19 protein-coding genes and 1 pseudogene are annotated in these 18,914 nt (G+C 65.6%); 14 read left to right on the top strand and 6 right to left on the bottom strand.

Annotated features, from left to right (window positions below; translation table 11 throughout):
* Nucleotides 1–415: hypothetical protein (locus VH499_RS00545; protein ID WP_332050721.1), on the bottom strand; the 415-nt coding region annotated here is incomplete at its 3' end.
* Between VH499_RS00545 and VH499_RS00550 the strand changes: the two are divergent.
* Nucleotides 338–667 (top strand): annotated as a pseudogene (locus VH499_RS00550) (zinc-binding dehydrogenase); the annotation flags it as partial. The gene VH499_RS00545 and the pseudogene VH499_RS00550 overlap by 78 nt on opposite strands.
* A 126-nt stretch (nt 668–793) precedes the next feature.
* Here VH499_RS00550 and VH499_RS00555 read toward each other — a convergent pair.
* Nucleotides 794–1,525 (bottom strand): helix-turn-helix domain-containing protein, encoded by a 732-nt coding sequence (locus tag VH499_RS00555; RefSeq protein WP_332050722.1) that lies wholly within the window; start codon nt 1,523–1,525, stop codon nt 794–796.
* A gap of 96 nt (nt 1,526–1,621) precedes the next feature.
* Between VH499_RS00555 and VH499_RS00560 the strand changes: the two genes are divergently transcribed.
* The 9 genes from VH499_RS00560 (at nt 1,622) to VH499_RS00600 (ending at nt 8,800) form a co-directional block, all read left to right on the top strand.
* Entirely contained in the window at nt 1,622–2,503 is an 882-nt protein-coding gene (locus VH499_RS00560; RefSeq protein ID WP_332050723.1) for a TauD/TfdA dioxygenase family protein, read from the top strand.
* Nucleotides 2,504–2,572: 69 nt separating this feature from the next.
* Entirely contained in the window at nt 2,573–3,214 is a 642-nt protein-coding gene (locus tag VH499_RS00565) for an HAD family phosphatase (protein WP_332050724.1), read from the top strand.
* Nucleotides 3,211–4,629: an NAD(P)/FAD-dependent oxidoreductase gene (locus VH499_RS00570; RefSeq protein ID WP_332050725.1), complete on the top strand. Its 1,419-nt coding sequence runs from the start codon at nt 3,211–3,213 to the stop codon at nt 4,627–4,629. Before VH499_RS00565 ends, VH499_RS00570 begins: the two co-directional genes overlap by 4 nt.
* Nucleotides 4,630–4,679: 50 nt before the next feature.
* On the top strand, nt 4,680–4,892 hold the full coding sequence (locus VH499_RS00575) for an HIG1 domain-containing protein (RefSeq protein WP_332050726.1): 213 nt from the start codon (nt 4,680–4,682) through the stop codon (nt 4,890–4,892).
* A 4-nt stretch (nt 4,893–4,896) separates the two neighbouring features.
* Entirely contained in the window at nt 4,897–5,484 is a 588-nt protein-coding gene (locus tag VH499_RS00580) for a cob(I)yrinic acid a,c-diamide adenosyltransferase (RefSeq protein WP_332050727.1), read from the top strand.
* 223 nt (nt 5,485–5,707) lie between these two features.
* Nucleotides 5,708–6,457, top strand: a complete 750-nt coding sequence (locus VH499_RS00585) for an electron transfer flavoprotein subunit beta/FixA family protein (RefSeq protein WP_332050728.1) — start codon at nt 5,708–5,710, stop codon at nt 6,455–6,457.
* Nucleotides 6,458–6,459: 2 nt separating this feature from the next.
* Nucleotides 6,460–7,395: an electron transfer flavoprotein subunit alpha/FixB family protein gene (locus tag VH499_RS00590; RefSeq protein WP_332050729.1), complete on the top strand. Its 936-nt coding sequence runs from the start codon at nt 6,460–6,462 to the stop codon at nt 7,393–7,395.
* Nucleotides 7,396–7,412: 17 nt separating this feature from the next.
* Nucleotides 7,413–8,285 (top strand): 3-hydroxybutyryl-CoA dehydrogenase, encoded by an 873-nt coding sequence (locus VH499_RS00595; protein ID WP_332050730.1) that lies wholly within the window; start codon nt 7,413–7,415, stop codon nt 8,283–8,285.
* Between the two features lie 44 nt (nt 8,286–8,329).
* Nucleotides 8,330–8,800: a hypothetical protein gene (locus tag VH499_RS00600; RefSeq protein WP_332050731.1), complete on the top strand. Its 471-nt coding sequence runs from the start codon at nt 8,330–8,332 to the stop codon at nt 8,798–8,800.
* A gap of 6 nt (nt 8,801–8,806) precedes the next feature.
* Here VH499_RS00600 and VH499_RS00605 read toward each other — a convergent pair whose 3' ends face one another.
* The gene (locus VH499_RS00605) at nt 8,807–9,913 is read right to left on the bottom strand and encodes an amidohydrolase family protein (RefSeq protein ID WP_332050732.1); all 1,107 of its coding nucleotides are present in this window, start codon (nt 9,911–9,913) and stop codon (nt 8,807–8,809) included.
* 102 nt (nt 9,914–10,015) lie between these two features.
* On the opposite strand from VH499_RS00605, the gene VH499_RS00610 reads away from it, so the two are divergent.
* Together VH499_RS00610 and VH499_RS00615 are read left to right on the top strand one after the other, a co-directional pair.
* Nucleotides 10,016–11,500, top strand: a complete 1,485-nt coding sequence (locus tag VH499_RS00610) for a M81 family metallopeptidase (RefSeq protein WP_332050733.1) — start codon at nt 10,016–10,018, stop codon at nt 11,498–11,500.
* A 12-nt stretch (nt 11,501–11,512) separates the two neighbouring features.
* Nucleotides 11,513–13,060, top strand: a complete 1,548-nt coding sequence (locus VH499_RS00615; RefSeq protein ID WP_332050734.1) for an NAD(P)/FAD-dependent oxidoreductase — start codon at nt 11,513–11,515, stop codon at nt 13,058–13,060.
* Here the strand turns inward: VH499_RS00615 and VH499_RS00620 are convergent.
* The 3 genes from VH499_RS00620 to VH499_RS00630 are packed head-to-tail and all read right to left on the bottom strand — an operon-like array spanning nt 13,057 to nt 16,065.
* Nucleotides 13,057–13,623 carry a TlpA disulfide reductase family protein gene (locus tag VH499_RS00620; RefSeq protein WP_332050735.1) on the bottom strand — a complete coding sequence of 189 codons (567 nt, stop codon included), beginning with the start codon at nt 13,621–13,623 and terminating at the stop codon, nt 13,057–13,059. The two genes, VH499_RS00615 and VH499_RS00620, sit on opposite strands and share 4 nt — an antisense overlap.
* A gap of 10 nt (nt 13,624–13,633) precedes the next feature.
* The gene (locus tag VH499_RS00625) at nt 13,634–15,100 is read right to left on the bottom strand and encodes a flippase (protein ID WP_332050736.1); all 1,467 of its coding nucleotides are present in this window, start codon (nt 15,098–15,100) and stop codon (nt 13,634–13,636) included.
* The gene (locus VH499_RS00630; RefSeq protein ID WP_414709724.1) at nt 15,097–16,065 is read right to left on the bottom strand and encodes a glycosyltransferase family 2 protein; all 969 of its coding nucleotides are present in this window, start codon (nt 16,063–16,065) and stop codon (nt 15,097–15,099) included. Before VH499_RS00630 ends, VH499_RS00625 begins: the two co-directional genes overlap by 4 nt.
* A 143-nt stretch (nt 16,066–16,208) precedes the next feature.
* Between VH499_RS00630 and argH the strand changes: the two genes are divergently transcribed.
* The gene (gene argH, locus VH499_RS00635; RefSeq protein ID WP_332050738.1) at nt 16,209–17,639 is read left to right on the top strand and encodes an argininosuccinate lyase; all 1,431 of its coding nucleotides are present in this window, start codon (nt 16,209–16,211) and stop codon (nt 17,637–17,639) included.
* Nucleotides 17,636–18,901 (top strand): diaminopimelate decarboxylase, encoded by a 1,266-nt coding sequence (gene lysA, locus VH499_RS00640; protein WP_332050739.1) that lies wholly within the window; start codon nt 17,636–17,638, stop codon nt 18,899–18,901. Before argH ends, lysA begins: the two co-directional genes overlap by 4 nt.
* Nucleotides 18,902–18,914 lie beyond the last annotated feature (13 nt).

Consider the following 18,914-nt stretch of genomic DNA (forward strand, 5'->3'; position numbering starts at 1 on the left):
AGCCGACATGACGGTCGTCGGGTCGAATGCCGCCTATCGCACGCTCCGGGCAGACCATCTGACTCGCCTGCCGGCGGGCATCGACGCGGCAGAAGCGGCGACGCTGATCTTGAGCTGGACGACCGCGTACCAGCTCCTTCACCGCACCGCCCGGGTGCGGCGCGGCGATCGCGTGCTCGTGCAGGGAGCCGCCGGCGCCGTCGGTCAGGCGCTGCTCACGCTCGGCAGGATGGCCGGGCTCGAGCTGTGGGGCACCGCGCGCGGCGACCACGCTGCTCTGGTTCGCGAGCTGGGCGCGACGCCGGTCGACTACCAGCGCGAGGACTTCACACACATCCTGCCGGGTGGGTTCGACGTCGTCTTCGACGGCATCGGTGAAGACGACTGTCGCCGCTCCTTGGCCGCGCTTAAACACGGCGGCCTGCTTTGCGCCTACGGCTACACCGCGAGTGTGCAGGCGCAGCGGCGCATGTTCCCCATCCTGATGGGGATGGCACGCCTCTATCTCTCGAAGTGGTTGCCGGGAGCGAGGCGTGTCCGTTTCTACTCGATCAATGCGATGCGAGTGCAACATCCTACTTGGTTCCGCGAGGACCTGGGACGGCTCTTCGCCATGCTGGCAGCCCGTGCCATCCGGCCGCGCGTTGCCAAGCGGATCTCCTTCGACGAGGTCGCCGAAGCACACTGCCGTCTCGAGGCGGGCGGCCTCGAGGGCAAGCTCGTCTTGTGCCCGGACCTTCCGTCACGACACGATCGGGTATCTCCTCAGCGGCAACCTGGGTCGCACTCCCGCCTAGTCGCCCGCAGCGGCGGCGATGGCGGCGGCCGTGTCGTTGAGCGCCGCTCCGTAGCGGGCGCCGGCCTCTGCCTCGCTCATCGCCGAGCGCAGGAAACGCATGGAAACAGAGCCCAGCACGCGCCTGTCCTGGCGAATGGCGACGGCGATGCCCTGCAGGCGGCTCTGGCGCGGCACGATCGTGAAGGCATATCCGTCGCGCCGGATGCGGGCGAAGGCGGCGGCGAGCTTGCCATCGTAGGCGACGCCGAGATCGCGCAGCGCGGTGCGGCGCTCCTCGGTCGAGCAGAAGGCGAGCCAGGCACGGCCCAATGCGCTCGAGAGGATCGGACTGCGCCGCTGCAGGGCGGCGCGCTCGAACGACATCGGACTCTCGGGCGCCGTCGAATAGCGGATGGTTATGGCGCGGTGACTGATGGTGCCGAGGTAGAGGGGCCAGCCGTGCTCCTGCGTGAAGCGCCGCATGTGTGGTGCCGCGACATCGACGAAATGGTCGACGAAGCGGATGCCCTGGGCGAGCCCCAGCACGCGATCGGTGAGGCGGTAGCCCAGCGTGCGCGAGACCTGGGTGGCGTAGCCCAGCGTCACGAGCGTCTGCAGCAATCGCACCACAGTGGGCCGTGGCAGGCCGGTCTCGGCGCCGAGCATCGAGATCGTGGCGTGCGGACGGCGGCTCAGCGCTTCCAGGATCGCGAGGCTGCGGCGCACCGGCTCGACGACGGCGGTCATGCGGTAGAGGTTATTCCGTAATACGGACTTTGTCGACGGACGGGCAGCCTGTCGTGGCGATCGGGCGTAGTCTTCATGCAAGAGCAGGAGGACATCATGCAAGGATCGCTGCGCGGCAACGCCGGCCCGCGGATTCGCCAGGCGGCGGACGAGGGCGCGCCCTACGAGACCCTCACCGTCGACAAGCTGACGCCGATCATCGGGGCCGAGATCGGCGGCATCGATCTCGGCAAGCTCGGCAACCGCCAGCAGGACGAGCTGCACCGGGCGCTTGCCGAGAACCTCGTGATCTTCTTCCGCGACCAGCGCATCACGCCCGACCAGCACCTGGCCTTCGGGCGGCTGTTCGGCAACCTGCATGTCCATCCGGCGGCACCGCACGAGGCCGGCCATCCGGAGCTGATGATCATACATGCCGACAAGGACAGCCCGCGCGCGAATGGCGAAGGCTGGCACACCGACGTGAGTTGCGACGTCGAGCCGCCGATGGGCAGCATCCTCTACATCAAGCAGTGCCCGCCGCGCGGCGGCGACACGCTGTTCGCCTCGATGTACGCCGCCTACGACGCGCTGTCGGACCGCATGAAGACGTATCTCGAGGGCATGACCGCGGTGCATGACGGCGAGCAGGTCTATCGCGGCCTCTATGTCAACTACGGCGTCGCCGACAAGCCCAGCTATCCGCGCGCCGAGCATCCGGTGATCCGCACCCATCCGGTGACCGGCAGGAAGGCGCTCTACGTCAACCGTGGCTTCACGCGCCACCTGGTCGGCGTGCCGCGCGACGAAAGCGAGGGCATCCTGCGCTATCTCTACGAGCACATGGAGAATCCATTGTTCCAGTGCCGCTTCCGCTGGCGCGAGAATTCCATCGCCTTCTGGGACAATCGCTGTGTGCAGCACCGCGCCATGTGGGACTACTGGCCCCATACCCGCAGCGGCAACCGGGTGACCGTCGCGGGCGACAAGCCCTACTAAGCGCAGTTGTCGTCCCGAGACCGTTCCGTGTATGGACGGTTCTTTGCCCCGGGGCGATGACGGTTGCTGGTGATCTTCGATTGCGACGGCGTGCTGGTCGACAGCGAGCCGCTTTCCAACGCGAGTTTTTCCCGCGCGCTCAAGGCGCATGGCCTCGACTGGAGCGTCGAGGAGACGATGCGCCGGCTGATGGGCCGCTCGCTGAAGTCGTGCGTGGAGATCGTCGAGGCCGAGCTCGGCCGCAAGTTGCCGCACGACTTCGTCGAGAAGATGCAGGCGGTCACCTATCAAAGCTTTCGTGACGCACCGCTGCAGCCCGTGCCCGGCGTCAAGGACGCGGTGCTCGCCCTCCAGGGGGCGGGCCTTGAGACCTGCGTGGCAAGCTCGGGCTCGGTCGAGAAGATGCGCTTCACGCTCGGGCTCACGGACCTGTGGGATCTGTTCGGCGGCCGGGTGTACAGCACCAGCGAGGTGCCGCGCGGCAAGCCGTTCCCCGATCTCTTCCTGCACGCCGCGCGGTCGATGAAGGAGGCGCCGGGGAAGAGCGTGGTCGTCGAGGATTCGGTGCCGGGCATCGAAGCCGCCTGCGCCGCCGGCATGAAGGCACTCGCCTATGCTGGCGCACCACATGCGGACCGCGAAGGACTCGCGGCGGCCGGAGGATGCCTGTTCACGGACATGGCGCAACTGCCCAAGCTCGTCCTCGCATGACCGCCTCGTGGTCGATGGGAACGGGCAAGGCCGAGCGCGTGGTCGTGGTCGGCGCCGGCATGGCGGGGCTTGTGGCGGCGCGGCTGCTGCACGACAGCGGCTTTGCCGTGACGGTACTCGAGGCGCGGGCCCGGCTCGGCGGCCGCGTCTGGACCGACAGCTCGCTCGGCGCGCCGCTCGATCTCGGCGGCTCGTGGGTGCATGGCCTCGACGGCAATCCGCTGGCGCTGTGGTGCGAGAAGGTGGGCATCGAACTGGTCGAATCGCAGGGCGATCGCCTACTGATCGACAAGCGTGCCACCGCTCCCACGCGCGAGGGGCAGCGACGGCGCGTGCCGTTGGGCCGTGCGGCCTTCAGGACCGCGATGGAATGGGCGAGCTGGAAGAGCAAGGCGATGGCTGGCGTGAAGGGTCCGCGCTCGGTCTCGGTGAAGGACGCCGTCGATCCGCTGCTGCACGCTTCATGGCTGCCGCAGATCGACAAGCTGATGATCGCGACCTTCATCGAAGGCAGCGAAGGCGTGCAGGGTGCGCCCTACGAGGCCATTTCCGCCGAAGAATGGTGGCCGGTCGAAGGACTGGATCGGAACGCGCAGCCCAGGGGCGGCTTCCTGCCTCTGCTCGAGGACGCCGCACGCGGCCTCGAGGTGCGACTGAGCGCGCCGGTCCAGCGCATCGCGTGGAGCGACTCGGGTGTGACAGCGCTTCTGCTGAGCGGCGAGAAGGTCGAGGCGAAACGCGCCGTGATCACGGTGCCGATCGGCTTGTTGCGTGCCGGCCTGCCGGTGCTCGATCCGCCACCACCCGACAATCAGCAGCAGGCGATCGGTCGACTGGGCTATGGTGCGGGCGTTCTGGGCAAGATCTACCTTCGCTTCCCGCGCCGCTTCTGGCCTGACCGGCCGAAATGGTTCGGCCGGCTGCCCGATGCGCCGGACCGGCGCGGCACCTTCAATACCTGGGTAAGCCACCATTATGAAACGGGCCTGCCCATCTTGCTGAGCTTCGCCAACGGTGCGACGGCGGCGCGGCTCGACCGGTCGGAGGCGGAGCCGGAAGTCGTTGGCCTGGCGATGAACTCGCTGCGCGAGATGTTTGGCCATGATGTCCCCGAGCCGGACGCCGTGGCCTATCCGCGCTGGCTCAGCGACCCTTGGTCGCGCGGCGGCTACAGCTACCCCGCGGTCGGCAGCGCGGCCGAGGACCGCGAGGTCCATGCGCGACCCCTGGGCGATCGGGTCTTCTTCGCCGGCGAGGCGACGGAGCCGGTCGAGTACGGTACCGTGCACGCCGCCTTGTGGTCGGCCGAGCAGACCGCGGAGGCGTTATTTCAAAAGGCCACCGGCCAAACTCCGTCGCGGGAAAACCGGCCCTGGGCCGGGGCCCGCACTGGCGCAGGGCGTCACAATCGTTGATCCTGCGCCAGCCCTCGCGTCGCCTGGACCACAAACTTTTGGGTATCCACATGAAGCTCGCAAATGAGATCTTCTTCGTCCTGGTGATCGTTTCGGGCTTGTCGACGCTCGGCGTGCTGTTCGCCGGCCTCGTCGGCATGGCGCGCGGTCCGGCCGACAGCATCGACAGGGCCCGGGGCAGCAACAAGCTCATGTGGTGGCGCGTGCGGCTGCAGATGCTGACGCTGATCCTGATCGTGTTCTGGTGGATGACCAAGAGCTGACACGATGGTCAAGCTGACCCGCATCTATACCAGGGGCGGCGACACGGGCGAGACCTCGCTTGGCCGCGGCGAGCGCGTGGCCAAGCATGATCCACGCGTGGAAGCCTATGGAACTGTCGACGAAGCCAATGCGGTGATTGGCCTGGCACGTGCTGCGGTCGATCGCACTCTCAGGAACGACGCTCATCGAGCGCATGTCGACGACATGCTGAAACGCATCCAGAACGATCTTTTCGATCTCGGCGCCGATCTCTGCACCATCGATGCCAAGCGTGGAGAAGGGGTGCTCCGCATCGTCGCGACCCAGACCAAGCGCCTGGAAGGCGAGATCGATGCGATGAACGCCGAACTGGCGCCGCTCACGTCGTTCATCCTGCCGGGTGGCAGCGAGGCCTCGGCATGGCTCCATCTCGCGCGCACCGTGGCGCGTCGCGCCGAGCGGCGCATGACGGCGCTTGCCGCCGAGCAGGCGGTAAATCCCGAGGCCGTCAAGTACGTCAACCGGTTGTCCGATCACCTGTTCGTGCTCGCGCGCCGGCTGAATGACAACGGCGCGGCCGATATCCTTTGGATACCGGGCAAGGGCGGTTGATGAATGTCAGACCGAGCACATCGCGCGATCTTTCAAAGCCCCACAGGTGCTGCAGTTGCATTGAGGACGGCTTCTAACATATTGATAGCGCGTTCTAATTTCTTCCGTCGTGCGATTTTGTGCAGCGCGCCATAGCCTTGACATGATCGGCTGAACGCCCCTACACGAAAACCCCTTCGCCGGACAGGTTGCCCGGCCACAACTCACCAATAGGCGCAACGCGATGAAAGTGCTGGTCGCTGTCAAGCGGGTCATCGATTACAACGTCAAGATCCGCGTCAAGGCCGACAACACGGGCGTCGAGACGGCGAACGTCAAGATGTCGATGAATCCCTTCGACGAGATCGCCGTGGAAGAGGCGATTCGCATGAAGGAGAAGGGGGCAGCGACCGAGATCATCGCCTTCTCCGCCGGCCCTGCACAATGCCAGGAGACCATCCGTACCGCGCTCGCCATGGGCGCCGATCGCGGCGTCCTGGTGCAGACCGATGCCGAGCTGCAGCCGCTTGCCGTCGCCAAGCTCCTGAAGGCCGTGGTCGAGAAGGAGCAGCCGGGCCTCGTGATCGTGGGCAAGCAAGCGATCGACGACGACTCCAACCAGACTGGCCAGATGCTGGCTGCCCTGCTCGGGTGGTCGCAGGGCACGTTCGCCAACAAGCTGAATGTCGCGGATGGCACGGCCGAGGTGAAACGCGAGGTCGACGGCGGCCTCGAGAACATCAAGATCAAGCTGCCGGCGGTGGTCACCACCGACCTGCGCCTCAACGAGCCGCGCTATGCCTCGCTGCCCAACATCATGAAGGCCAAGAAGAAGCCGATCGAGACGCTCCAGCCCGATGCGCTGGGGGTCGATATCAGCCCTCGGCTCAAGGTCCTCAAGGTCGAGGAGCCACCCAAGCGCAAGGCCGGCATCAAGGTGAAGACGGTGGCCGAACTGGTCGACAAGCTGCGCAACGAAGCGGGAGTGATCTGATCATGGCAATTCTCGTCGTTGCCGCGCACGACGGCAAAACGGTCCGCGCCAACGTTGCCAACGCGGTGGCCGCCGCCGGCCAGATGGGGTCCGATGTCACTGTGCTGGTGGCGGGCAGCAACTGCGGCGAGGCGGCCAAGTCCGCGGCGGCGCTGCAAGGCGTTGCCAAGGTGCTGCAGGCGGAGGATGCCGCCTACGCCAACTGGGTGGCCGAGGACATCGCGCCGCTGGTCGTGAAGCTCGCGCCGAACTACAGCCATATCGTCATGGCGGCCGACTCCGTCGGCAAGAACCTGGCGCCGCGCGTGGCGGCGCTGCTCGACGTGGCGCAGGTTTCCGAAGCGATCCAGGTCGTCTCGCCCGACACTTTCGTGCGGCCGATCTATGCCGGCAATGCGATGGCGACCGTGCAGACCGCCGACAAGATCAAGGTCGTCACCATTCGTCCGACCAACTTCAAGGCGGTGGCAGGCGGCGGTTCGGCTCCGGTCGAGCAGGTCGGCGGCGAGGGCGCCAAGGGCTTGTCCTCGTATGTCGGGGCCGAGCTTTCCAAAAGCGAGCGGCCCGAGCTCACTTCGGCCAAAATCGTCGTATCGGGCGGACGCGGGCTTGCCAGCGGCGAAAACTTCAAGATGCTGGAGACGCTTGCCGACAAGCTCGGTGCGGGCCTGGGCGCCAGCCGCGCGGCGGTCGATGCGGGTTACGTGCCCAACGACTACCAGGTCGGCCAAACCGGCAAGGTCGTGGCGCCCGATCTCTACATTGCCATCGGCATCTCCGGCGCGATCCAGCATCTCGCCGGCATGAAGGACAGCAAGACGATCGTCGCAATCAACAAGGACGAGGAAGCGCCGATCTTTCAGGTGGCGGACTACGGCATCGTCGGCGACCTGTTCCAGATCGTCCCCGAGCTCACAGCCGCGGTCGAGAAGAAATAGCCGCAGGGGTATCGGTCATGATCAAGCGCATCGGCGTCATCGGTGCCGGACAGATGGGCAGCGGCATCGCCCATGTGTGCGCGCTCAAGGGTTTCGACATCCGGCTGATCGATATCGATCAGCCGCATCTCGACACCGGCGTCGAGAATATCAGCCGTAACATGGACCGGCAGATCGGTCGCGGCATGATCCGGCCGGAAGACAAGGACTCGGGCCTCCGGCGCATCGCGGTCGCCACCGACTACAAGGTGCTGGCAGACTGCGACCTGATCGTCGAGGCGGCGACCGAGAATGAGGCGATCAAGCGCGAGATCTTCAAGAAGGTCTGTGTCGGCCTGCCTCCGAACGTGTTGCTCGCCACCAACACTTCGTCGATTTCGGTCACGCGCCTCGCCTCGGTGACCGATCGGCCGGGCAAGTTCATGGGCATGCACTTCATGAACCCGGTGCCGATGATGGGCCTGGTCGAGCTGATCCGCGGCATTGCCACGGAAGAAGAGACCTTCCGCACCGTGCGCGACGTGGTGATCAAGCTCGAAAAGAAACCGGTCAATGCCGAAGATTTTCCCGCCTTCATCGTCAACCGCATCCTGTTGCCGATGATCAACGAGGCGGTCTACGCCCTCTATGAGGGAGTAGGCAATGTCGAGGCGATCGACACGGGCATGAAGCTCGGCGCCAATCATCCCATGGGCCCGCTCGAGCTCGCCGACTTCATCGGGCTCGACACCTGCCTGTCGGTGATGCAGGTGCTCCACGAGGGGCTGGCCGATTCGAAGTACCGGCCCTGCCCGCTGCTGGTGAAGTACGTCGAGGCCGGCTGGGTCGGCCGCAAGGTCAAGCGCGGCTTCTACGACTATTCGGGCGAGCGCCCGGTCCCCACGCGCTGAGAATCCTGTATCCTCTTCCGGTACGAGCCGAGGGGGATGCCATCGTGAAGAGAAGATCTGCGCGGCTCTCTGCCGCCCTGTCGCTGGCCGCCGGCGCGCTGCTCACGGTCCTGCCGTTGGCGCCGGCCGAGGCGCAATGGGTGTTCGTCGCGCGCAAGGCGGCGCAACGCATTCACCACATGGCGGAGCAGGGCCAGAATGGCCATCCAGGCTACGACTTCGCCACGGTGATCCTCGAGGCGCCGGCCGACAAGGTGTTCGCCGTGGCGCTGGATCACGCGCGCAACAACAAGGCGCTCCGGCTCATGATGGTCGACCCGAGCGGGATGCGCCTGCAGGCGGCGGAAGGCGACCGCACGGCGACGCTGAACGTGATCGCGCTCAGCGACCAGGTCTCGCAACTCATGATCGCCGGCACTGCCGGCCGCGGCGAGGATCCGACGAGTTCGCGCGTCGTTGCGGCGGTGATGCGGGTCTGCGCCGAGATGAAGAAGACCTGTTCCGTCGGCAACTGAGCGCGATCAAGCGAGGCTGAGGAAGCGCTCCGCCGTCCGCCACCGCACGCCCTCGGCGAGTGCCGGGTCGAGCAGCGCCAGCTGCTCCTCGAGGTCGGCAACGGCCCCGGGGTAGGTACAATCATAGTGCGGATAGTCAGCACCCCAGAACACGCAGCCATCCAGTCCGAGCTCCTTGAGCCGCGGCAGGCGATGCGCCTCGTCCGATTCGATCGAGATGAAGCATTGCTCGCGGAACAGCTCGCTCGGCTTGCGCTTCATCCACGGCACATGCTGGTGCATCGACTCGAAATGACCGTCGAGCCGGTCGAGCCAGTATTCCAGCCAACCGAGGCCCGATTCGAGAAATGCCACCCGTAGCCTGGGATGGCGCTCGAGCACGCCCCCCGCCACGATGTCGAGCAATGCCGCCATCTGCTCGAACGGATGGCAGATCATGTGGCTGAAGAAGAGATTGTCGTAGCGGCCGGTCGCGAAGCTCGGCATCAGCGCGCCAAAGCTGCCGTGGACGGCGGCAAATAGACCATTGCTCGCGATCCGCTCCCAGAACGGCTTCAGCGATTCGTCGTACAGCGCCAGCCCCTTATAGCGTTCGGGCCGGAAGCAGGCGCCCTTCAGGCCGAGCTGCACGATATGCTCGACCTCGCGCGCCGCCGACACGGCGTCCTGCAAGGGCACGATGCCGACGGCATCGAGCTTGCCGCGCCCGTCGCGGCACATGTCGGCGATCCACTCGTTGTAGCCGTAGCAGGTGGCGGCGGCGACCGCCGGATCGTCGACGTCGCCCTGGATCAGGTAGAGGGACGGATAAAGCAGGCTGCGCTCGATACCTTCCTCCTCCAGCACCTTCACTCGCGCGCCGCCGTCATAGGAGCCGGGCAGGATGTCGTCCCAGGTCGGCACGTTGTTCGGATCGTCCATGCCCCAGGGCACGCACGCCGCCGCGGGCCGCAGATTGCGCCGCACGACGCCGTTGATCGAGACCCAGTCGCGCCCGTCTTTGTCGCGCTCGACACGGATCGTGCGATCGCGGTAACGCTTGTCGACATATTCGTTCCACACTGCCGCCGGTTCGCAGATATGGCCATCGGCGTCGATGACGCGGTTTGCCATGGCATGTCCCTTTCTCGTTCTTGAGGCGAGGATAAGCTGGGCGACGCTTCTGCCGCCAGTCGACGCTTCATCCCGGTTCCAATCTGCACCAAACTCGCCGGCATGACCCGCAAGCCGATTCGGATCGCTGTCCTGCATTTCGCCCACGAGACGGTGACCTTCCTGAAGAACGACACGACGCTCGAGGATTTCACCTACCCGGGCTCGCCCGCCATGGGCGAGGCCCTGCTCGCCTACGACCCCAAGTCCTACATGGGCGGTTTCGTGAAGGTGGCGCGCGAACATGAGGGAGTCGAGCTGGTGGGAGTCGAGTCGCCGCTGTGGCCGCGCACCGGCACCGGCTCGGGCTGGATCACGACCGAGGCCTACGAGACCTTTCTCGGCAAGATGATTGCAGGCCTCGATGAGGAGGGGCCGTTCGACGGCGTCTATCTCAGCCTGCACGGCGCCATGGCTGTTCGTGGCGTGGCGCGGCCGGAGGCCGATATCGCGCGACGGACGCGCGAGGTCGTGGGCCGCAAGGTCTTCATCGTCGGCACCTTCGATCCGCACGGCAACGAGGACGAGGAATTCCTGCGCGAGGCCGACATGGCCTTCACGGTGAAGTATTTCCCGCACTACGACAGCCACCTGCAGGGCGAGCGTGCGGCGCGCATGCTGATCCGCGCCATCCGCGGCGACTACAGGCCCAGCACCGTCACGGTGAAGGTGCCGATCATCTCGCCCACCGTGCTGCAATGGACGGGCGCCTCGCCATGGATGGACCTGGTGCAGCGCGCGCTCGTCTGGGAGGCACGCGAGCCCGACGTCTATGTGAATGTCTTCTTCGGCTTTCCCTTCGCCGATGTACCGGATGTGGGAATGACCATCCAGGTCATGACCAACGGCAAACCGCCGCTTGCCCGCACCGTGGCGGACGACCTGGCGGCCTGGGCCTGGCGGCGGCGCGAGGCGCTGCTCCAATCGACGACCGTCTATCCCATCGTCGAGGGCGTAAGGCGCGCGAAGGAGGCGGTGGGGCGCGGTGAGACTCCGGTCGTGCTGGCCGATCACAGCGACCGCTCGGGCTACGCGACCTGGGTGCTGAAGGAAGTGATCGCGCAGGATCTCTCGGACGTGCTGATCGCGACCATCGCCGACGCCAGGGCGATCGACGCGCTCGCGGCCAAGGACGTGAGGGCGGGCGATCCGTTCGACATGGAGGTCGGCGGCCGGGTCGACGAGTCGGCCGGTCCTCCGGTGCGCCTCACGGGCAAGGTCGTGGGCGTGACCAACGCCTTCGGCATGCTGTGGGTCAGCGTCGGCTTCGGCCGCGGCAATGTGCTGCTCCTCAGCCGCTATCTCACCCAGATCATGGAGCCGTCGCAGCTCAAGGGACCGGACTTCGACCTCGCGCAGTTCAAGGTGATCGCGATCAAGTCCCGGGTGCACTTCCGCCGCGGCTTCGACGACAGCGGTTTCGCCAGGACGATTTTGCTGGTCGAACCTGACCCGCCGTATCTCGGAACTGTGAGACTGGACGGATTGCCCTATGAGCACGTAGACCTGAAACGGTTCTATCCCTATGGCGCCCCGCAGTTTCCGTAAGCACGGTATCCCATGCCCGACACGCTCCCGCCCGCCAAATCGGCTGCCCAGACCACCGAGCATTTCGACGTCCTGATCGTGGGCGCCGGCATTTCCGGCGTCGGCGGCGCCTATCACCTCCGCACCCAGTGCCCCGGCACGAGCTTCGTGGTGCTGGAGTCGCAGGAGAGCTTTGGCGGTACGTGGATCACGCATCGCTATCCGGGCATCCGCTCCGACAGCGATCTCTACACCTTCGGCTATCGCTTCAAGCCGTGGACCGGCGCGCCCATCGCCACAGCGGAGGAGATCCTGCACTACATGGGCGAGGTGATCGAGGACAACGACCTTACGCGCCACATCCGCTATCGCCACGCCATCGAGTCGGCGCGCTGGTCGAGCAAGGACAATCTCTGGACGATCGAAGGCACGCGCACTGATATCGGCGAAGGCTTCCGCTTCACCGCGAACTTCCTGTGGATGTGCCAAGGTTACTATCGCCACTCCGAGGGCTACACGCCGGAGTGGCCTGGCATGGCCGACTACAAGGGTCGCATCGTCCATCCCCAGAGCTGGCCCGGCGATCTCGACTACAAGGGTAAGAAGATGGTCGTGATCGGCTCGGGCGCCACGGCGGCGACGGTGGTACCGGCAGTTGCCGATGATTGCGAGCATGTGACCATGCTGCAGCGCTCGCCTACCTACTTCATCCCGGCGCGCAACGCCAACGACCTCGCCGACACGCTGCGCCAACTCGAAGTCGACGAGAGCTGGATCCACGAGATCGTGCGACGCAAGATCCTGCACGATCAGGCCGTTTTTACCCGCCGCTCCTTCGAGGAGCCCGAGAAGGTGAGAGACGAGCTGCTGGCCGGCGTGCGCGCCTATGTCGGACCCGACTACGACATCGCAACCCACTTCACGCCGCGCTACCGGCCGTGGCGTCAGCGCATCGCCTTTGTGCCGAACGGTGATCTGTTCCAGGGCATCCGCGCCGGCAAGGCGTCGGTCGTGACCGACGAGATCGAGCGCTTCACCGAGACCGGCATCATGCTGAAGTCGGGCAAGGTCCTCGAAGCCGACATCATCGTCACCGCGACCGGCTTCCATCTCAACGTGCTCGGAGACATCGCCTTCGAGATCGACGGCAAGCCGCTCGACTTCTCCCAGACCGTCACCTATCGCGGCATGATGTTCACCGGCGTGCCCAACATGGTCTGGGTGTTCGGTTACTTCCGCGCGAGCTGGACCCTGCGCGCCGACCTCGTGGGCGACTTCGTCTGTCGCCTGCTGACGTACATGAAGGAGAAGGGTGCGCGCCGGGTCGAGGTCGCCTTGCGGCCAGAGGACAAGGACATGCCGTTGCTCCCCTGGATCGATACCGACAACTTCAATCCCGGCTACGTGATGCGTGGCCTCCACCTCCTGCCCAAGCGCGGCACCAAGCGCGAATGGCAGCACACTCAGGACTATTGGCGCGAGAAAAACGAGTTCCCCGCCATCGACCTCGATGGCGCCGCGTTCGTCTATGGCGGCAAGATCACCGCCGCCGAGGTGGCGGACGGCCTGGCAGCTGCTTAACCTTCCGCGGCCTTCATCAGGGCGAATGCCTCGGGCGCCGACCAGTCGGCCTCGCCTTCGATGCGGCCGAGCTCGCGGCCGGTGGCGTCGATCAAGATCGAGGTCGGGAGCACGCTGACGCCCAGCGCCTGCATGGCCTTGCGGCCCTTGTCGAAAAAGATGCCTAGATGGGCGAGCTTCTTGTTTTGGTAGAAGGGCGCCACTTTGGCGCGCGTGGGGCCGTCGAGCGAGAGCGGCAGGACCACGAATCTGTCCTTGCCCATCTTCTTCTGGAGCTGATCGAGGCTCGGCATCTCGCTGACGCAGGGCGCGCACCAGGTCGCCCAGAAGTTCACGAGAACGACCTTGCCCTTGTAGTCGGTAAGCGTCAGTGGCGTGTCGTCGCCGCCGATAAAGGCGACGTCCGGCAGCGGCTTGGGCGGCTCGGTACGCTCGAATCTTCTCACTGCGCCCGTGATCAGGCCGGATCCGATATTGGCCCGGGCCGGTAGGGCGAGCAGCGCGGGCAAGCTGGCGAGCAGCATGCGGCGGCCGAAACGGAGAGAGAGACGAGCCACGGTCATGCCCCGCTTTCTACCACCGGCGGATGGCAGCCCGGAAGGCGTGGCGAAAGCGGCTCTCGAAGGCAAACATGCAGCCAACCAGCACGACGATGCCGACGGCAAGCTCGATCCACCACCAATGGTCAAGTGCGCGCGGCAAGGCCGCAATGGCGAGCGCCACGGCAACGGAGCACAGCAGCGGTGGCGTGACGACTGGCAGCACCGGATGCCAATGGATGCCGAGCCGATGGCGATAGGCGAGTCCGAGGCACAGCACCACGACCTCCGCCGCGATGGTCGTCGCCACCGCGCCCCAAGGCCCGTAGAGCGGGATGGCGATGGCGTTCAGGAGCAGGTTCGCCAACGCGGCAGCGGCGCTTATCTTGAACTGCAGCCTGCTGTGACCCCACGGCACCAGCACGGACACGACGCCGTAGTTCACGAACATGACCGCGATGTTGAGGCAGAGCCATTCGAAGTACGGGCCCGATGGCGCGTAGGCAGTACCGTACATCAACTCGACGACGTGCCGGCCGCAGGCCCAACCGAGTGCCGCGATCGGAATGCCCATCCAGGCCAGCAACGTCATGTACTCGCGCGACAGCGCTGGTGCCCGGTCCGAACCGCCGGCGCGCGCCAGTGCGGGAAAGTAGGCATTCCATAGCGCTGCGGTCACGACAGTTGCCACCAGCATCAACCTGTAGGCGGTCGCGTACTGGCCGACCGTGGCGTCGCCGTCGGTGAAGCCGAGGATGATGGTGTCCGAGTTGAAGTAGATCAGGATGGCGCCCTGCGACAGCGCGAGCGGCCAGGCTTCGCGCAGCAGGTTACGCGCTCCCGCAAGCGTGGGCCGCAACGCGGCAATGTTGGCCAGCCGATGCCGGCGTACGTACCAGAGATTATGGACGGCGGCGGCGAGCATGAAGGGAAGCGTCAGGATCGCGTAGAGGTAGACATCCTGCGGCCCGTGGACGAGCCAGACCAGGACAGGGAGCTGCAGGACGTTCAGAACGAGCGTCGCGATGCTCGGCGCCGCCATGCGTTCGTTGGCCTGCAGGACCCAGCCGACATTGACGGCCGACAGCACGAAGGAAAGGCTCTGGATCAGAAGCAGGATGCTGACGGCCTTGCCGCGCAGGCCGAGGGCAGCGACCGCGACGACCAAGGCGTACACCGCTACCGCAAGCAGGGTTTGCAGCGTCATGATGACGGACATCAGCTCCGAGGCGCGCCCGGGCACCTTCGCGAGATCGCGCTGCCCGACCGTCGTCAGGCCCGGATTGACGAGGACCGCGAGGTAGCCGACCAGCGCCAGCGACCAGCTCACCTGCCCAATCGCCTCGGGCCCCAGTACGCGGCGGACATAGATGGTCGTCAAGAGGGTGACGATGAAGCCCAGGCCGCTGGTGCCGGCCATGGCCAGAAAATTGGTCGCGATGCGTCGCCGGTCGTGCGCCACGTCCGGAGTCAGGTCGAAGGTCGCATCGCGGGCGCTCATTCGACGGCCGACGGCTCGAACCTTGGCGGTCGCAGGAGGCGGCAATTCGGCGCCTTCACCAGGCCGGTCACGAAATAGGCGAGGCCCGCGCGAACCGATCCGATCGCCAATCGATCGCGAAGGAGGTAATAGAAGGTTCGCATGAGTTGAGTAAAGGCGAGCCTGTCGCAGCGCAGTGAATACGACAGGAATACGACTGCAAGCCCGCGCACGGACTCCTTCATCAGCTTCGCGAATCCCGCCTCGTCCAGCCACTTGTCGTGCTGGACCACCGGCTTCGGAGAATAGACCAGCTTGCAGCGCGACCAGAGGACGCGATAGGCGAACTCGGTGTCCTCACCCTGGCCGATCGGAGTTCCCGGCCCCAGCGTCTCCATGAAAAGACCGACGGTGCGAAAGATCTCCCTCTTGAACGACATGTTGTTGCCGTTGCCCACCGTTTGCGCCGGAATCGCGGGGCTGTCGAGCACGAGCCGCTCTGTCGATTCGTTGATGCAGGGGCAGATCATGCCCGCGCGAGGCGGGTCGCCGTAGGGGATCACACGGCCATAGACGCCGAGCGCGGCTGGCTCGGCGGCGTATTCGGCGAGGATGGACGACAGCCATCCGTGGTCGCAAACGCAGTCGTCATCGGTGAACACCAGGGTTTCGGCGCGGCTTGCACGGATGCCGATGTTGCGCGAGACGGCCGCACCCACGGTGTCGGTCGCAATGTAGCGCAAGCGGGGATCGTCGATCGCCGTGAGCGCGCGCTCGGTCGACCGGTCGGTGCTCTGATCGACCACGATCAGCTCGAAGTCGCGGAAGGAATTGGCAAGGATGCTCTCGACCGCGCGTTTGACCTTGTCGGGTCGATTCCGCGTCGGGATCATCACGGAAAGGGTGGGAAGAGGGGCGGGCTCTCTCGCCTCGGCATTCGGTTCCATGTTGCTCGCGGACATATGGCGGCCCGTCATCGTGATCATCCGGCAAGGCGGCGCCAGTGTTCAAAAAGTGGTTTGCACTCGAAAAACGCCTGATATGGCGCACGATTAGCCATTGTCGGGAGGAAATCGCGCATTGGATGTGCCATAAGCGCCCGTTCCGAGAGACGGTTTGGCGATTGTTCATGGCACGGCAGAAGACGAAGACCCGGAAGGCAAGGGCCAACCCCAATGCGATGTGGGGCGGCCGCTATTCGCTCGGGCCGGCAGAAATCATGGAGAAGATCAATGCCTCCATCGATTTCGACAGAAGGCTTTATGCCCAGGATATCCGGGGATCGATGGCCCATGCCGATATGCTGGTGGCCCAAGGCATCCTGACGGCGAGAGACGGACGCGACATCAGGCGTGGCCTGGCCCAAATCCGCGCCGAAATCGAGGGTGGCAGGTTCAAGTTCTCGACCAAGCTCGAAGATATTCATTTCAACATCGAGGCGCGGCTCACCGAGCTGGTTGGCCCGGCCGGCGGCCGGTTGCACACCGCGCGTTCGCGGAACGACCAGGTCGCGCTCGACGTCCGGCTATGGGTGCGTGATGCGATCGACCGGCTCGACGCCATGCTGCGCGATCTACAGGCCGCGCTGATCGACCGCGCGGAAGAATATGCCGCGACCATCATGCCCGGCTTTACGCACCTGCAGACCGCGCAGCCGATCACCTTCGGGCACCATCTGCTGGCCTATGTCGAGATGGTGGGCCGGGACCGCAGCCGGCTTCACGACTGCCGCGTGCGGATGAACGAATCGCCACTCGGCGCCGCAGCGCTCGCCGGCTCGCCGCATCCTATCGATCCGCGCAAGACGGCGAAGGCGCTGGAATTCGACCGGTCGATGGCCAACTCGCTCGATGCCGTGTCCGACCGCGACTATGTCGTGGAGTTCCTCGGCATCGCCGCGCTGGCCGCCGTGCATCTGTCGCGGCTCGCCGAGGAGATCGTCCTCTGGTGCTCGGCCCCGTTTCGATTCATCACGCTCTCGGATGCCTTCACGACGGGCAGCTCGATCATGCCGCAGAAGCGCAATCCGGATGCCGCCGAGCTGGTGCGCGGTAAGGTCGGCCGAATCGTCGGCGCGTTCGTCGCCCTCTGCACGGTCATGAAGGGCCTGCCGCTCACCTACGGCAAGGATATGCAGGAGGACAAGGAACCTTTGTTCGACGCCGCCGATGCGCTCGAACTCTGCGTCGCGGCCATGACCGGCATGGTGCGCGACCTCAAGGCCAACCCCGGGCGCATGCGCGCGGTGGCCGCCGCCGACTATTCGGTTGCGACCGACCTTGCAGACTGGCTGGTGCGGGAGATCGGCCTGCCGTTCCGCCAGGCCCATCACGTGACCGGCACGCTGGTCGGCAAGGCCGCGGCCAAGGGCGTCGGGCTCGACAAGCTGTCGCTTGCGGAGATGCGGGCGGTCGAGCCGCGCATCACACGCGCCGCCTATCGCGTGCTGACGGTCGAGGCGTCCGTGGCCGCGCGCAGGGGCCTTGGCGGCACGTCGCCTGCCAGGGTCGCGCGCGCCGTGAAGGAAGCGCGGCGTCGTTTCCTGGGGCGTCCACGATGAGCTTCTTTGCCTACAAGGGAGGCGAGATGCATGCCGAGGGCGTGGCGCTCAAGGCGATCGCCCGGCAGGTCGGTACGCCCTTCTACTGCTATTCGGCCAGCGCACTGCGCCAGGCATGGCAGGAATTCGCCGACGGCATGAAGGGGCTGAACGCCAATCTTTGTTATGCGCTCAAGGCCAACAGCAACCTGAGTGTCATCAAGCTCCTCGGCGACCTCGGCGCCGGCGCCGATATCGTGTCGGTGGGTGAGATGCAGCGCGCCCTGGCCGCGGGGATTCCCGCCCGCCGCATTGTCTATTCCGGCGTCGGCAAGAAGGCGAGCGAGTTGATGGCGGCGCTGCAGGCGGGCGTCGGTCAGATCAACGTAGAGAGCACTGCCGAACTCGAGACGTTGAATGCGGTTGCAGGCCAGCTCGGCGTCAGGACCGACATCACGATCCGTGTCAATCCCGATATCGATGCCGGCACGCACGAGAAGATCACGACCGGGCGCAAGGAGAACAAGTTCGGTGTCGACATCGACCTCGCGCATGCCGCCTTCGCCAAGGCGCGTGAGCTGGCAAATCTGCGGGTGACGGGCGTTGCCATGCATATCGGCTCCCAGCTCATCACGCTCGATCCGTATCGGGAGGCCATCGTCCGTGTGCGCGACCTGATCCGGCAGCTCAGGGCCGACGGCCATCGCATCGACCGTTTCGACATCGGCGGTGGACTGGGGATTGTTTACGCCGACGAGCAACCTCCGTCGATCGAGGCCTTTATGCAGATGGTCGGCAAGGAAACGGCAGGTCTTGGCTGCGAACTCACGTTCGAACCGGGCCGGCGGCTGGTCGGCGAAGCTGGCGTGCTGGTGAGCGAGGTGATCCTGGTGAAGCCCGGCATTTCCAAGACCTTCGTGATTGTCGACGCGGCGATGAACGATCTGATCCGGCCGACGCTGTACGACGCCTGGCACGACATCCTGCCGATCCGCCAGCCGCGCCCCGATGCCGCCACGATCCGTTGCGACATTGTCGGGCCAATCTGCGAGTCGGGCGATTACCTGGCACAAAACCGTGATCTGCCCGCGCTTTCTGCCGGCGAGCTCATCATGGTACGCTCGGTCGGTGCATACGGCGCGGTGATGGCGTCGAGCTACAACAGCCGGCCGCTGACGCCCGAGGTGATGGTGGATGGTGCGCGATTTGCGGTCACCCGGCCGAGGCCGACAATCGAGGAGATGATCTCCGCAGAGCGCTTCCCGCCCTGGATGGAGAACTGAACCGAAAGGAAGC

The organism is Reyranella sp. (genome assembly GCF_036558665.1).
Taxonomy (GTDB): Bacteria; Pseudomonadota; Alphaproteobacteria; order Reyranellales; family Reyranellaceae; genus Reyranella.